Genomic DNA, 14,787 nt, shown 5'->3' on the forward strand with positions numbered 1-14,787 from the left:
CCGGACGCCGGGCCGGACCGGTCAGTAGAACTGCTGGCCCGTGCGGGCGGTTTCAATCCGGCGGAAGACCTTCTCTCCGCCGTTGACCCAGAGCCGGTGCTTGAGCGGGGCAAGGACGTAGTCGTAGCAGCCCACGAAGTCGGTCACAGTCTTGGTGAAACTGGTTTTGAACATGCCCATGCCGTACAGGTTGTGGCTCTTGTCCTTGATGCGGGAGGAGGGCGGGGTGCCGCAGAAGTCGTACTCGGTGCAGCCGAGCTCCTGCATCCGGCTGATGGCCGCCCACTGCACCAAGTGGGAATCGCCGTACTGCTTGCGGTTCTGGGTGGAGCCGCCGTCCTTGTAGGTTGCTTTCGCGCCGTAGTTGATCACGAAGGCTCCTACGCTGGGCTTACCGTCCTCGTAGGCGAAGAAGAAGTTTCCCTGGCCGCGGTTGCAGAATTCGTCCCAGAAGCGGGCGTAGTAGTCGTAGCTGCGCAGGGGCATGGAGCCTTTGGCCTTGACTGTGTCAGCCATGAGGTCGTACAGGGCGCGGTACGTTTCCGGTCCCTGTTCCTGCCGGACCACCTGGCAGCCCTCGCGCTCGGCGCGGCGGATGGCGTTGCGGGCCCGCGAGGAAATCGCTTTGAAGACTTCCTCCCCGGTGCCGGAGATGTCCAGCAGCGCGGTGGAATCGTTGGACTGGATGTTGGGGGCCTTCACCAGGTGGGCGGCCGCCAGCCGGGCCCGCGCGTCCTCGGAGTCCACGACGTCGGGCTCGATCTTGATGGTGAAGACGTTCAGCTTCTGGCTGCGGACGAAGGCCGCGCAGGCTTCAAGGGCGCGTTTCAGGTCCGCCGCGGACTGCAGGTCCGGGCCCTTGATGAGGTACCAAAGGCGGCCGAGGACCGGGAACTTCTTCTCCAGCACCAGGTTGTAGCTGGTGCTTCCCTCGCTCTCCAGCACCAGGAAGCGGACTTTCCAGCCGCTGCCGTTCTTGACCGATGCGTAGGCCGCGGACTGCAGCATGTTGCCGCCGTTCGGGTTGGCCGTGACGTGCTTGTCCCAGTTCTCAATTTCCTCGGCTGTGGCAAAACGTGCGGTGAATTCTCGCAAGGGGGCCGTGTCCAATCGGGTTTGTGCGCGGTTTCGGTGGTTCTGGATGCGTGCGGACATGCAGCCTCAAGTCTAAAGCCTCAGCCACTCCAGCCTTCTCCCCCGGGCGTCCTTGGCATGGCGCCGGCTGTCCGCGGAGCTGCACCTTGACGGGGCTGACGGGGTTCGGCAAGGGTTGGAGCATGAGGCCGGACGGGGAACAGAGCACTACTTCCGTGAAGAGCGGGCGGCCGTACAGTGCCGGGGCCCAGGCTGCCGCGCTTGCCGCGTTCCTGGTGGCGTCCCTGCTGGTGGCAGGGCTGGGCGGGCTGGCATCGGCCAGCAACGTCAATGGCTGGTACGCGACGGCGGACAAGGCGCCCTGGTCCCCGCCCAACACCGTGTTCGGTCCGGTCTGGACAATCCTCTATGCGGCAATGGCCGTTGCCGCGTGGCTCGTGTGGCGCAAGCGGTCGGAGAAGACCCGGCCGGCGCTGGCTGTTTACGGGATCCAACTGGTCCTCAACCTCGCCTGGACCCCGGTGTTCTTCGCCCTCTACCCCGCGTTGGGAACCGCTGCACTGTGGCTGGGCCTTGCCGTCATCATTGCCCTCATTGCAGCAGTCGCCGTGACTGTCCTTTACTTCGGCCCCATCAGCCGCACCGCCGGGCTGCTCCTCCTGCCGTATATCTCGTGGCTGGTGTTCGCCGCCTCCCTGAACTGGTGGGCAGCCGCCCACAACTAAGTGGCCTGCACCGGCCCCCGGGGACCGGCCCCGCCCAGGGCTTTCAGCATTCCACGACGTTGACGGCGAGGCCGCCCATCGCTGTTTCCTTGTATTTGTCGCTCATGTCCTTGCCGGTTTCGCGCATCGTGATGATGACCTCGTCCAGCGAGACGCGGTGGGTGCCGTCGCCCCAGAGCGCCATCTTGGCGGCGTTGATCGCCTTGGCCGCGGCGATCGCGTTCCGCTCGATGCACGGAACCTGGACCAGCCCGCCGATCGGGTCGCAGGTCAGGCCCAGGTTGTGCTCCATCGCGATCTCCGCGGCGTTCTCCACCTGGGCAGGGGTCCCGCCCATCACCTCGGCCAGGCCCGCGGCGGCCATCGACGACGCGGACCCCACCTCGCCCTGGCAACCCACCTCGGCCCCGGAGATCGAGGCCTGCTCCTTGTAGAGCACCCCGACGGCGCCGGCGGCGAGCAGGAACTTCACCACCACACCGTCGCGGTCCTCCTGCGTGGCGGACTCCATCCCGGGCGCGAAATGCAGGGCGTAGAACAGCACGGCGGGGATGATGCCGGCGGCGCCGTTCGTCGGGGCGGTGACCACCCGCCCGCCTGAGGCGTTCTCCTCGTTCACCGCCAGGGCCACCAGGTTCACCCACTCCTGCCAGTATCGCGGATCATAGGAAGCGCGGCCCAGCTCCCTTCCCTGGTCCCCGTCCTGGTCCGGGTCCTCGCCGTTGGCGCTTTCCTTCTGGATCCGGTCGAACCAGTCGGGGGCGCGGCGGCGGACCTTCAACCCACCGGGCAGTACGCCCTCGCGCTGCAGGCTGGTCTGCACGCAGGCCTCCATGACGGACCAGATGTGCAGCAGGCCAGCGCGGATCTCCTCCTCATCCCGCGAGGACTTCTCGTTGAGGAGCATGATGTCGCTGATCCCCAGTCCGGTGTCCCGGCAGTGCTCCAGCAGTTCGGCGGCGGTCCGGAACGGCAGCGGCAGCTCCTTCTTCGACTCCTCGAGTTCCTGCTGCGCTGCGTCCTCTTCGCCTTCACGGACGATGAACCCGCCGCCCACCGAAAAGAACGTGGCCGTGTGCAGCACGTTCCCTTCGGCGTCGGAAACCGTAAACGTCATGCCGTTCGTGTGCCGCGGCAGTACCGTCAGCGGCCGCAGCACCATGTCCTGCACGCCGTACGGCAGCGGCACCGCGCCCGCCAGGTTCAGGGTCCCCGTCTCCGCAATCGCGGCCAGCCGCTCCTCCACCTCCTCGGGCAGGATCAGCTCAGGATGGAACCCCTCCAACCCCAACAGGATTGCGGTCATCGTCCCATGCCCGTGACCAGTCGCAGCGAGGGACCCATAAAGATCCACCCGCAGCGACGCCACCTGCGCCAGCAACCCGGAAGCCTTCAGCTCCTCCGCGAACACGGCAGCAGCCCGCATCGGCCCCACAGTATGGGAAGACGACGGGCCAATCCCGATCGAAAACAGGTCGAAGACGCCAACGGCCATGACGGGGTTTCCTAACTACAGGTTCAGAGGGAGCGATCACCCAGGCGACGGGCGCACGAGGGGCCGGCGAAGCCAGCCACGGGGCACGAAGGACTACTTGAGGCGCTTGTAGAACGGGAGTTCGACGACTTCGAACGGTTCGGCCTTGCCGCGCAGGTCGATGTCCAGGGCGGTGCCCGGGGCTGCGTGTTCGACGTCGACGTAGGCCATGGCGATGGGATACCCGAGGGTGGGCGAGGGCTGGCCGGAGGTGACTTCACCGACCGTCACGCCGTCCTTGAGGACCGGGTAGTGGGCCCGGCCCGCGCGTCGGCCCTGGCCTTTGAGCCCTACGAGGCGGCGGCCGGACGTGCTTCCGGCGCCGGCTTCCTTTTTGGCGGCCAGCGCGGCCTTCCCCACGAAGTCGCCTTCCTTGGAAAGCGCGACGACGGGCCCCAGTCCGGCGGCGAACGGGTCGCCCTGCAGTGACAGTTCGTTGCCGTACAGCGGCATGCCGGCCTCAAGGCGCAAAGAGTCGCGCGCCGCCAGGCCTGCGGGGGTCAACTCCCCCTCGTCGGCAATTGCGATGAACGCCTGCCACAGCGCCGCGGCATCCTGGTTGGCCACGAAGATTTCGAACCCGTCCTCGCCCGTGTAGCCCGTGCGCGCCAGCAGGAGTTCGAGGCCGGCGCCGTTAACCAGGAAGGGAACCTCCACTGCGGCGTAGTACTTAAGGCCGGTAACGTCTGCGTGCCGGGCTGCAGGGACCAGCCGGAGCAGCAGTTCCTGGGCTTTGGGGCCCTGGACGGCGATCAGGGACGTGGCGGCGGAGGCATCGTCCACCGTGACATCGAACCCGGCGGCCCGTTCCTGCAGGGCAGCGGCGACGACGGCGGCGTTCCCGGCGTTGGGAACCACCAGGAACACGTCGGTACCGTCCTGCGCGGCCGGGCGGCGGTACGTGATCAGGTCATCGATGATGCCGCCATCGGCGTTGCAGATCAGCGAGTACTTGGCCTTGCCCACGGCCATGGCGGACATCTTTCCCACCAGGGCGTAGTCGAGGAAGGCGGCAGCCTGGGGTCCGGTCACCCAGACCTCCCCCATGTGGGAGAGGTCGAACAGGCCGGCCGTCTTGCGGACGGCATGGTGTTCGGCCAGTTCGGAGCTGTATTTCAGGGGCATCTGCCAGCCACCGAAGTCGGTGAAGGAGGCGCCCAGCTTCTTGTGTTCGTCGTACAGCGCGGTGTACTTCTCGGTCATGGTGCCGGTCCTTAGTTTTCGAACTCTTCGAGGGGCGGGCAGGAGCAGATCAGGTTGCGGTCCCCTGCTGCACCGTCGATGCGTCCCACGGGCGGGAAGTACTTGTCCTGCTTGTGGTGGGCGGGGAAAGCGGCCTGTTCACGCGGGTAGGCGCGGTCCCAGTCGGAGCTGACGACGGCGGCTGCCGTGTGGGGTGCGCGGCGCAGCGGCGAGTCCGCCACGGCAAAGTCACCGTTGGCCACCTGGTCGATTTCCTTGCGGATGGTGATCATGGCCTCGATGAAGCGGTCGATCTCGGCGAGGTCCTCGGATTCGGTGGGCTCCACCATCAGGGTTCCGGCGACGGGGAACGCGAGCGTGGGGGCGTGGAAGCCGAAGTCGATGAGGCGCTTGGCAACGTCTTCGGCGGTGACCCCGGTCTTGGCGGTCAGGGCGCGCAGGTCCAGGATGCACTCGTGCGCCACCAAGCCGCCTTCACCGGTGTAGAGGACGGGGAAGTACTCGTTGAGGCGCGAGGCGACATAGTTGGCGGCGAGCAGCGCGGATTTGGTGGCCTCGGTCAGGCCCTCACCGCCCATGAGCTTCACGTAGGCCCAGGAGATGGGCAGCACGCCGGCGGACCCGAAGCGGGAGGCGGAGATCGGCACGTCGGTGGCACCGGAACCGGCGTTCCAGGTATTCGCGTCGCCGGGCATGAACGGTGCCAGGTGCGCCTTCGCAGCGACCGGTCCGACGCCGGGTCCGCCGCCGCCGTGCGGGATGCAGAAGGTCTTGTGCAGGTTCAGGTGCGACACATCTCCGCCGAACTGGCCCGGCTGGGCCAGGCCCACCAGCGCGTTGAGGTTGGCACCATCGATGTAGACCTGGCCGCCTGCCGCGTGGATGGCGTCGCAGACCTCGCGGACGTCCCCGTCGTACACGCCATGGGTGGAGGGGTAGGTGATCATGATGCAGGACAGCACGTCCCGGTTGGCCTCGATTTTGGCCTCGAGGTCGGCGTGGTCGATGGTGCCGTCCGCTGCGGTGGCGACGACGACGACCTTCATGCCCGCGAGGACAGCGGAGGCCGCGTTGGTGCCATGGGCCGACGCGGGGATCAGGCAGACATTGCGCTGCGACTCACCGCGGGAGTGGTGGTAGCCGCGGATCGCGAGCAGGCCGGCCAGCTCGCCCTGGGATCCGGCGTTGGGCTGGATCGAGACCTGGTCGTAGCCGGTGATCGCAGTCAGGTCCGCCTCCAGGCCGGCGATGAGTTCGCGCCAGCCTTCGGTCTGCGAGTCCGGGGCGAACGGGTGGATTGAGGCGAACTCCGGCCAGGAGATGGCCTCCATCTCGGCGGTGGCGTTCAGCTTCATGGTGCACGAGCCCAGCGGGATCATGGTGCGGTCCAGCGCCAGGTCCCGGTCCGACAGCTTGCGGATGTAGCGCAGGAGCTGGGTTTCGGACCGGTGGGTGCTGAAGACCGGGTGCTGCAGGTAGTCGGAGGAACGCTCGACGCCGGCATCCAGTGCAAAACCTTCGCTCGCGGCCACCGTGGCGCCAAAGACGTCCGCGACCTCGGCGACGATGGCCGCCGTCGTCGTTTCGTCCAGGGAGATGCCCACGGTGTCGGCGTCGACACGGCGCAGGTTGATGCCACGCGCCTCGGCATCGGCAACAACCGCAGCCGCACGGCCCGGGACCCGGACGGTCAGGGTATCGAAGAAGCTCCGGTGGGCCACGTCGATTCCGGCAGCTGCGAGGGAGGCCGCGAGGGTGCGCGCGTGGCTGTGGGCGGTCTCGGCGATCGCCTTCAGCCCGTCCGGGCCGTGGTAGACGGCGTACATGGAGGCAACGATGGCCAGGAGCGCCTGGGCGGTGCAGATGTTGGACGTGGCCTTCTCGCGGCGGATGTGCTGCTCACGGGTCTGCAGCGCCAGCCGGTAGGCCGGGACACCGGCGTCGTCCTTGGACACACCCACCAGGCGGCCTGGCAGTGAGCGTTCCAGGCCCTTGCGGACAGCCATGTAGGCAGCATGCGGGCCACCGAAGAACAGCGGGACGCCGAAGCGCTGGGCCGAGCCGACGGCGATGTCGGCCCCCTGCTCGCCGGGAGGGGTGATCAGGGTCAGGGCCAGCAAGTCGGCGGCCACCGTCACCAGCGCGCCCCGTTCCTTGGCGGCGGCGATCACGGCGGACTGGTCCCACACCCGGCCGGAGGCGCCCGGCTGCTGCAGCACGATGCCGTTGATGTCGCCGTCGGGCAGGCCCTGGGACAGGTCCGCGACCTCCACCTCAAAGCCGAGCGCCTCGGCCCGGCCCTTGACGATCGCAATGGTCTGCGGCAGCACGTCGATGTCCAGGACGGTCTTGCCGTCGGCGGCGGGCTTGGTCTTGTTGGACCGGCGCATCAGCAGCACGGCCTCTGCCACTGCCGTGGCTTCATCGAGCAGCGACGCGTTGGCGATAGGCAGGCCCACCAGGTCCTGCACCATGGTCTGGAAGTTCAGCAGCGCCTCGAGCCGGCCCTGGGAGATTTCGGGCTGGTAGGGCGTATAGGCGGTGTACCAGGCCGGCGCCTCAAGGACATTCCGGCGGATGACGGCCGGGGTGATGGTGTCGTAGTAGCCCTGGCCGATCAGCTGAACGGCGGTCTTGTTCTTCCCGGCGAGCTTCCGCAGTTCGGCCAGGACCTCAACCTCGCTGAGGGCGTCCTGGAGTCGAAGGGCGGTTTCCTGGCGAATGACCTTGGGAACGGCCGTGTCCACCAGGGAGTCGACGCTGTCATACCCGACGGCCTTGAGCATGGTCTCGACGTCGGCCTGGCGGCGCGCGCCGATATGGCGGTCTACGAAGGTGGTGGAGGCTGAATTAACAGACACGAAGGAACTCCATTTACTCAGGCGGCGCAGGGTACGCCACAGCGATTCGGGTTCCTCCCCGCTCTGTATTGGACCTGAGAGTTTCCGCGTTGCCTGCCTGGACAGGACCCGCTTGCACCGTCGGTGAGCACAGCAGCTTTGCACTCCCCACAGGGAGACAGGGAACGCTGCCTGCTACTTTCCAGAGGTGCCTCGCCGCGGCGGTACATGGGCCTGCGAGATTCCTGGGGAGGATTTGCTCCTACGGCGCCTGCTTGTACTTCCGGCAGGACTCTCCCGCCGCAGATCAAAGGCTATTCATTTGGATTTGCCGGGGAGCAGCCCACGACGGCTCCCACAGCGCTTAATTCTCCTACGCCGGAGCCCGCGGGGCAAATGGTTCCTACCGCCGGAGCCGCTCCAGCGCGGCCAGCAACTCGTCCACGTCCGCCGCCGCTCCACCTTCGGGAACCGGGCCCACGGAGAGCATGGCGTTGAAGTACAGGCCGTCGCCCATGTACAGCACGGCCTTGGCCAGGGCGGGTCCCACATCCGCGGCGATCTCGTCGAGCCAGCGCCGCTGGATCGCGGCAAACCGCCGCCTCGTTTCTTCGTGCGCCACCTCGGCAAGCCGGGTGGCCGCGACGACGGCCCGGTCCAGGGGCGTGTCCGCCCAGACCGAGGACCGGATGAAGTAGGCCGCGGCTCCTTCCGGAGCTTCGGCCATGGCGTCGGCATCGGCGCCGGCCAGCACATCCAGCCGTTCCAGCAGCACCTCAATGAGCGCTTCCTTGTTGGGGAAGTGATAGAGCAGGCCGCCCTTGGAGACGCCTGCCTTCCGGGCGACGGCGTCGAGGGTGGCCGCCCTCTCCCCCACCTCAATGAGGAGGGATTCAAAGGCGTCGAGGACGGCGTCGCGGGCTACAGGCTTCCGGGGCATGCCTCCCATCATGCCCCCGAGCATGGTGAAACCCGGAAATTTCGAAACTATACCGTCTGGACGGTATAGTTATTTCACTACCTCGACCAGCTCCTTTGCACCAGGCCAGACGGGAAGCCCCGGGACGCCTTCACCGAGGCGCGACTGGCTGGCCTTGGCGCTGCTGATGTTCCCGGTACTGCTCGTGGCCGTGGACAACACGGCCCTGACGTTCGCCCTCCCAGCCATAACGCATGCCCTCGAGCCTTCCGGCGTGCAGCTGCTGTGGATCGTGGACGCCTACCCCCTGGTGCTGGCCGGGCTGCTCGTATCGATGGGGAGCCTGGGTGACCGGATTGGGCGGCGGCGGCTGCTGACCATCGGCAGTACCGGATTCGCAGCGATCTCTGCCGCCACGGCCTTTGCCCCCAGCCCGGAATGGCTGATTGCCGGCCGGGGAGCCCTGGGATTTTTCGGCGCCATGCTGATGCCGTCCACCCTGTCGCTGATCCGCAACATCTTCCCCGAGCCCGGCCGCCGGAGGCTCGCCGTCGCCATCTGGGCAGCAGGCTTCTCCGGCGGCGCGGCCCTGGGGCCGATTTTCGGCGGCTGGCTGGTGGAGCAGTTCTGGTGGGGAGCGGTTTTCCTGGTCGCACTGCCCCTCATGCTTCCCCTGCTGGTGTTCGCGCCCGCGTTCATTCCGGAATCAAGGGATCCGGCACCCGGGGCGGTGGACATCCCCAGCGTCCTGCTCTCGATGCTTGCCATGGTTCCCGCGGTATACGGGATCAAGGAGGTTGCCACCCAAGCCTCCGGCCCGGCGGGTTTTGCCGGCATTGCCTTCGGCGTGGCGATGGGCGCGGTGTTCGTGCGCCGGCAGCACAGCCTCAAGCACCCGCTGCTGGATATGTCCCTGTTCCGGAACAGGGTCTTCAGCATGGCGATCGGCGCCAACATCCTGGCGCTGTTTTCCTTCAACGGATTCATCCTGTTCCTGGCCCAGCACCTCCAGCTGCTCGAAGGAATGACCCCGTCCGCCGCAGGCATCGCGATGATCCCTGCCCTGGCCGCCACCGTGGTGGCGGGACTGGTGGTGGTGCCGCTGGTCCGGAAGGTCCGGCCGGGCTTCGTGGTGGCTGCGGGCCTGGCCTTCAGCGCGGCCGGATACAGCCTGGTGGCATTCGGAAACCACGACGGCGGACCTTCCGTCCTGCTGGCGGCGCTGCTCATCCTGGCGCTCGGCGTGGGGACGGCGGAAACCATCTCGAACGACCTCATCCTGGGCTCTGCGCCGCAGGAAAAATCGGGGGCGGCGGCCGCCATTTCGGAAACAGGCTATGAGGTGGGCGCACTGTTGGGCACGGCGGTGCTGGGGTCGATCCTGACCGCCTCCTACCAGCAAAACCTGCGGCTGCCGGCAGGTGTGGAGGGCGCGCTGCCCGGGCACACCCTCCATAACGCGGGCGAAACGCTGGCGGGCGCCATGGACGCTGCAGCAGCCCTGCCCGCTCCCCTGGCAGCAGCACTGCGGGAGGCGTCAGCGGCCGCTTTTGACTCGGGTGTCCACATCACCGCGGCCATCGGGCTGGTACTGATGACCGCTGCGGCGGTCCTTGCCGCCGTCGTGCTTCGAAAAGTCCCGAAAGCCGGCTGACGGGACGTGCGGGCAGCAAAAAGGGCGCCCGGCTTCGGAGGATTGCCCCGGAGCCGGACGCCCCTGCCGGACTACTTGGAGTCGGCGGTGGTGACGCTCGCAGTGGGCTTGAGGTTTTCGGCCTGCACCATCCAAGCGAACTGCTCGAGCCGGGCGATGAACTCGTGCAGGAGATCGGCGGAGGTGGGGTCCTCCTCATCCACTTCGTCATGGACCTTCCGCATGGTGCCGACTGCGGCCTCAAGGGCGGCGACGATCCGCTCGATCGCGTCCTTGGTGCTGATCAGCCCTTCGGGGAACTGGGCCAGGCTGGTGGTATCGGCAACGGTGGAGCTGCGGCCGTCCGGAAGGGCGTGCAGGGCGCGCATGCGCTCGGCGGTGTCATCGGCGAACTGGCGGGCGGCATCAACGATTTCATCCAGCTGCAGGTGGAGGTCGCGGAAATTCGTGCCCACGATGTTCCAGTGCGCCTGCTTGCCCTGAACGTGGAGTTCGATCAGGTCCGCGAGCACGGCCTGCAGGTTGTTGGTCAGTGTCGGTGAAGCTTTCATGCATCCTCCTCGATTGGTCCAGTGCTGCCGAGGCTACCAGCCGGGCAGGGGCCGCGGGAGGCAGTTTCTCAGTGAGCTTACTAATGCGCGGCGGTCATAAAAGAATGTTGTTCATATTGCGTCTTGCATCACAGAGCCGGCGCCCCCATACTAAATGAACGCCATTCATATAGTGACTTCCGTCTCACAGCCTTCCAGAAAGTGGTGCCATGACAGAGACAATCCGCACCAGTACATCCAAATCAGGCCCCCATGCCCACGCGCCCTCCGCGGGCGGCGTCAGCGACAAGGGACTCAAGGGCGGGCAGCTCGGCCTCCTCGCCGTCGTCGTCCTGGGCATCTCCACCATTGCTCCCGCCTACACCCTCACCAGCGCACTTGGACCCACCGTCAACGAGGCCGGACTCCAGCTGCCGGTCATCTTCCTGATCGGGTTCATCCCCATGATCCTGGTCTCGCTTGCCTACCGGGAGCTCAACGCCGATTCCCCGGACAGCGGCACCACCTTCACCTGGGTCACCAAGGCCTTCGGCCCCTGGGTCGGCTGGATGGGCGGCTGGGGCCTGCTGGCCGCCAACATCATCGTGCTCTCCAACCTGGCCGGTGTCGCCGTCGACTTCTTCTACCTCTTCCTGTCCCAGCTCACCGGCTCCCCCGAACTGGCGGACCTGGCGGACAACAAGGCGCTGAACGTGCTCACGTGCTTTGTCTTCGTGGCACTCGCCGTCTGGGTCAGCTACCGGGGCCTGCACACCACCAAGCTGGTGCAGTACAGCCTGGTGGGATTCCAGCTGCTGGTGCTGGGCCTGTTCGTGGGCATGGCCTTCGCCAACTGGTCCACCTCTGAAACGGCGATCCCGTTCAGCTGGGACTGGTTCGATGTGACCAGGATCGAGACGTTCGGCCAGGTGGCCGCGGGCATCTCCCTGTCGATCTTCGTCTACTGGGGCTGGGACGTGTGCCTGACGGTGAATGAGGAAACCGCCAACGGCAAGAAGACCGCGGGGTTCGCAGGCACCCTGACCGCCGTCATCGTCCTGGCCATCTACCTCCTGGTCAGCATCGCCACCATGATGTTCGCCGGCGTGGGCGATACCGGCAACGGCCTGAACAACGCCGACAACCACGAGAACATCTTCACGGCCTTGGCCTCCCCCATCATGGGCCCGTTCGCCATCCTGATGTCCCTCGCCGTGCTCTCCAGCTCCGCCGCCTCCCTGCAGTCGACCTTCATGTCGCCGTCGCGCAGCCTACTGGCCATGGCCCACTACGGCGCCCTGCCCGAACCGTTCAGCCGGATCAGCCGGAAGTTCGCGACACCGGGCTTCGCCACCATCGCCGCCGGCGTGCTGTCCGCAGGGTTCTACGCGATCATGCATGTGGTCAGCGAGAACGTCCTGAACGACACCATCCTGGCCCTGGGCCTGATGATCTGCTTCTACTACGGGCTGACCGCACTGGCGTGCACATGGTACTTCCGCCACAGCCTCTTCAACAGCGCACGCCACTTCCTGTTCCGGCTGGTCTGCCCGGTGGTGGGCGGCGTGGGCCTGTTCGTGGTGTTCGTCCAGACCGCGGTGGATAGCCTGGCACCGGAATTCGGCAGCGGTTCGGAGGTATTCGGAGTGGGCCTGGTGTTCATCCTGGGCGTCGGCATCCTGGCACTGGGCGCCGTCGTCATGCTGGTCATGGCCCGGACCCATCCCGGCTTCTTCCGCGGCCAAACCCTCAAGCGGGACACCCCCGCACTGGTGGTTCCCGAATAGGCCCCACACTGAAAAGGTGCCGTGTCCCGTTTCCGGGGCACGGCACCTTTTGGTTGACGACGGCGGAGCGGTCACCAATAGTGGGCGACGTCGATCACCAGGCGGGAGCCGTCGTCCGGCCCGGCCAGGGTGAAGACGCGGAACGGCAGGCGGGCGCGCACTCCCAGGCCCAGGCTTGTATACCCCTCGAAGCTTCCGGCGTAGGCAACCTGTCGGAACGTCTGGTAACCGGCCACGTTGGAGAGCTCAGACTTGTCAGCCGGGCTGTAGGTAGGGTTGCCGCCGGCGTCGTAGGCAGGGGCGTTGACCGTGACCTGCAGGCGCGCTCCGCCCCGGAGCGGGACAGGAAGCCCGGACCCGTCCTGGACCACCTGGGGCACATACTTCACGGTGTATCCGGCGGCCGGCCCGTTGAGGTCCACCACCATACGGTCAAAGCAGTAGTGCTGCCCGGCCCGGACGCCGGTGACGGATGCCGAACTCATGCCCTCGCCGCTCTTAACCAGCGATCCCCACGTGAGCCCGCAATACGATGTGCTTGCCGAGGCTGGCCCCGGCAGCAGCAGTCCCAGCCCCGCGGCCAACATGATGGCGGTAAGCCAGGTAAGGAATTTCTTCATGGTGGTGCCATCCAGGAATGAGGCAATTGGATGGATTAAGCGTAGGAGCCTGCACAGCCTGAAACGAGGCCTGTTTTGGTAACGGGCGGCCTGTGCCCGATAACGACGGCGGCGGGAACCAAAAAGCGCCGCCCACCTCGGGGGTGGGCGGCGCCGGGCGAAGCGAAAGGATCTTTAGCCTTCGCACTCGCGGCAGTACTTCAAGCCGTCCTTTTCGCGGGCAACCTGGGAACGGTGGCGGACCAGGAAACACGAGGAACAGGTGAACTCATCCGACTGTTCGGGGACCACGATGACCGTCAGTTCCTCGTTGGAAAGATCGGCGCCGGGCAGGTCGATACCTTCCGCGGTGTCGTTCTCGTCGAGGTCGATGACCGCGGTCTGTGCGTTACCGCTCCTGGACGCTTGGAGGGCTTCGAGGGAGTCCGCGGGAGACTCTTCTTCCTGCTTGCGTGGAGCATCGTAATCGGTAGCCATAGCCTGTTCACTTTCGTTGCCGCACAGCGCCATTTCAGGCGCTTCAGGAAGTCTAGGGCATCATCCCGGTACTAAGGCAATAGTGTGCTCAACCAGACAACCCGCTGCCGTCGGGAAGGGTTTCGGCGTACTTGGCGCGGGCCAGATCGGCCCCCACGGCGACGCCGCTCAGGGCCGGCAGCCAGGCCCAGCGTGCAGCGTCCGCCATGGGGTCGGCCGCCAGGGCCTCGGAATCGAAAGTGAAGGTCTGCATGAGCCAGGCGCGGAGCCGCGCGCGAAGGGTTGCCGTCATGCCTGAAACCTACGCAGCTATTGTTGTGGCTTCGTTTCATGCCGGTCTCGCGGCCATTAACACTGTGCACCTGTCAGGCGGGTGCGGCGGTGCTGCTGCGCAGGACGAGTTCGGGCTCCACCACCAGCGTCCGCGGTCCTTCCGTGCCGTTGAGCGCCGTCAGCATGATGTCCATGCACCGCCGGCCGAGCTCTTCGAAGTCCTGCCGGACGGTGGTCAGCGGCGGGCTGAAATAGGCGGCCTCGGCCTGGTCGTCGAAGCCCACCACCGACACCTCCTGCGGCACCTTGATGCCCGCCTCGTTGAAGGCGCGCAGCACGCCCATGGCCATCTGGTCGTTGGCCACGAAGAGGGCCGTGGCGCGGTGGCCGGCCGCCAACTGCCGGCCGATCTCATAGCCGCTGCCGGCGCTCCAGTCCCCTTCGACCATGAGGTCGGAGTCGAGTCCTGCGGCGTCAAGCGTGGCCTTCCAGCCGTCGGCACGGGCCACGGCGTCGATCCAGTCCTGCGGCCCGGCAACATGACCTATCCTGCGGTGCCCCTGCTCGATCAGGTGCCGGACGGCCAGTTCGGCTCCGCGGCGCTGGTCCACGCGCACACCGCCCACGGCCTCGTTCCCGTCCGAGCCCACGGCCACCACCGGCACCCCGATGGGCAGCTCCGCCAGGGCGGCCAGTGTTCCCACGTGCGGAACGATCACCACGATCCCGTCCACCGACTGGTCCAGGAAGTGCCGGACGGCGTCCAGGATGGCTTCCCGGCTGACCTCCCGCAGCGCGGCAATGCTCACGAAGTATCCGGCGTCGCGCGCCGCCTGTTCCACTCCGAGCAACGTGTTGGCCGGGCCGTACTGGGAGAGCTCGTTGCCCAGCACGCCGATGGTCTGCGAGCGCCGGGTCACCAGGCTCCGGGCTGCGGTGTTGCGGCGGTACCCGAGCTGGGCAATGGCCGCCTCAACCTTCTCCCGCGTCGCCTTGCTCACGTTGGGGTGGTTGTTGACCACCCGTGAGACGGTCTGGTGTGAGACTCCCGCCAGCTCCGCCACGTCCTCGAGCCGTGGCAGGCGGGGCGGCTTACTTTGTGTCATGAGGCTATTGTCCGTGAGAGCGGC

At 66.7% G+C, this 14,787-nt stretch carries 13 protein-coding genes and 1 riboswitch; of the genes, 3 read left to right on the forward strand and 10 right to left on the reverse strand.

Going from position 1 to position 14,787, the window contains the following annotated elements; translation table 11 throughout:
• Positions 1-21: 21 nt before the first annotated feature.
• Complete coding sequence (locus K4G53_RS18595) at positions 22-1,155, reverse strand: peptidoglycan bridge formation glycyltransferase FemA/FemB family protein (RefSeq protein WP_221387156.1); 1,134 nt, start codon at positions 1,153-1,155, stop codon at positions 22-24.
• 122 nt (positions 1,156-1,277) lie between these two features.
• Here K4G53_RS18595 and K4G53_RS18600 point away from each other — a divergent pair, with 122 nt between their 5' ends.
• Positions 1,278-1,820, forward strand: coding sequence for a TspO/MBR family protein (locus tag K4G53_RS18600; RefSeq protein ID WP_221387157.1), 543 nt, complete (start codon positions 1,278-1,280; stop codon positions 1,818-1,820).
• A 43-nt stretch (positions 1,821-1,863) separates the two neighbouring features.
• On the opposite strand, the gene K4G53_RS18605 is transcribed toward K4G53_RS18600, so the two are convergent.
• The 4 genes from K4G53_RS18605 to K4G53_RS18620 all read right to left on the reverse strand — a co-directional run bounded on the left by K4G53_RS18605 (position 1,864) and on the right by K4G53_RS18620 (position 8,337).
• The gene (locus tag K4G53_RS18605) at positions 1,864-3,315 is read right to left on the reverse strand and encodes an L-serine ammonia-lyase (RefSeq protein ID WP_221387158.1); all 1,452 of its coding nucleotides are present in this window, start codon (positions 3,313-3,315) and stop codon (positions 1,864-1,866) included.
• 93 nt (positions 3,316-3,408) lie between these two features.
• Positions 3,409-4,557, reverse strand: a complete 1,149-nt coding sequence (gene gcvT / locus K4G53_RS18610) for a glycine cleavage system aminomethyltransferase GcvT (RefSeq protein WP_221387159.1) — start codon at positions 4,555-4,557, stop codon at positions 3,409-3,411.
• Between the two features lie 11 nt (positions 4,558-4,568).
• The gene (gene gcvP / locus K4G53_RS18615) at positions 4,569-7,418 is read right to left on the reverse strand and encodes an aminomethyl-transferring glycine dehydrogenase (RefSeq protein ID WP_221387160.1); all 2,850 of its coding nucleotides are present in this window, start codon (positions 7,416-7,418) and stop codon (positions 4,569-4,571) included.
• Positions 7,419-7,609: 191 nt separating this feature from the next.
• Positions 7,610-7,707: riboswitch (glycine riboswitch) on the reverse strand.
• A gap of 93 nt (positions 7,708-7,800) precedes the next feature.
• Positions 7,801-8,337 (reverse strand): TetR/AcrR family transcriptional regulator, encoded by a 537-nt coding sequence (locus tag K4G53_RS18620; RefSeq protein ID WP_221387161.1) that lies wholly within the window; start codon positions 8,335-8,337, stop codon positions 7,801-7,803.
• Between the two features lie 166 nt (positions 8,338-8,503).
• Between K4G53_RS18620 and K4G53_RS18625 the strand changes: the two genes are divergently transcribed.
• Positions 8,504-9,970: an MFS transporter gene (locus K4G53_RS18625; protein WP_374226183.1), complete on the forward strand. Its 1,467-nt coding sequence runs from the start codon at positions 8,504-8,506 to the stop codon at positions 9,968-9,970.
• A gap of 71 nt (positions 9,971-10,041) precedes the next feature.
• On the opposite strand, the gene K4G53_RS18630 is transcribed toward K4G53_RS18625, so the two are convergent.
• Positions 10,042-10,521, reverse strand: a complete 480-nt coding sequence (locus K4G53_RS18630; RefSeq protein ID WP_221387162.1) for a Dps family protein — start codon at positions 10,519-10,521, stop codon at positions 10,042-10,044.
• 209 nt (positions 10,522-10,730) lie between these two features.
• Between K4G53_RS18630 and K4G53_RS18635 the strand changes: the two genes are divergently transcribed.
• On the forward strand, positions 10,731-12,287 hold the full coding sequence (locus K4G53_RS18635) for an APC family permease (protein WP_221387163.1): 1,557 nt from the start codon (positions 10,731-10,733) through the stop codon (positions 12,285-12,287).
• 71 nt (positions 12,288-12,358) lie between these two features.
• On the opposite strand, the gene K4G53_RS18640 is transcribed toward K4G53_RS18635, so the two are convergent.
• From K4G53_RS18640 to K4G53_RS18655, 4 genes are all read right to left on the reverse strand, one after another.
• Positions 12,359-12,907, reverse strand: coding sequence for a hypothetical protein (locus K4G53_RS18640; protein ID WP_221387164.1), 549 nt, complete (start codon positions 12,905-12,907; stop codon positions 12,359-12,361).
• 174 nt (positions 12,908-13,081) lie between these two features.
• On the reverse strand, positions 13,082-13,384 hold the full coding sequence (locus tag K4G53_RS18645; protein ID WP_221387165.1) for a DUF4193 domain-containing protein: 303 nt from the start codon (positions 13,382-13,384) through the stop codon (positions 13,082-13,084).
• An 88-nt stretch (positions 13,385-13,472) separates the two neighbouring features.
• Positions 13,473-13,676 carry a hypothetical protein gene (locus tag K4G53_RS18650; protein WP_221387166.1) on the reverse strand — a complete coding sequence of 68 codons (204 nt, stop codon included), beginning with the start codon at positions 13,674-13,676 and terminating at the stop codon, positions 13,473-13,475.
• A 73-nt stretch (positions 13,677-13,749) separates the two neighbouring features.
• Positions 13,750-14,763: a LacI family DNA-binding transcriptional regulator gene (locus tag K4G53_RS18655; RefSeq protein WP_221387167.1), complete on the reverse strand. Its 1,014-nt coding sequence runs from the start codon at positions 14,761-14,763 to the stop codon at positions 13,750-13,752.
• Between the last annotated feature and the right edge of the window lie 24 nt (positions 14,764-14,787).

This window comes from Arthrobacter sp. MAHUQ-56, from assembly GCF_019710585.1.
GTDB lineage: Bacteria > Actinomycetota > Actinomycetes > Actinomycetales > Micrococcaceae > Arthrobacter.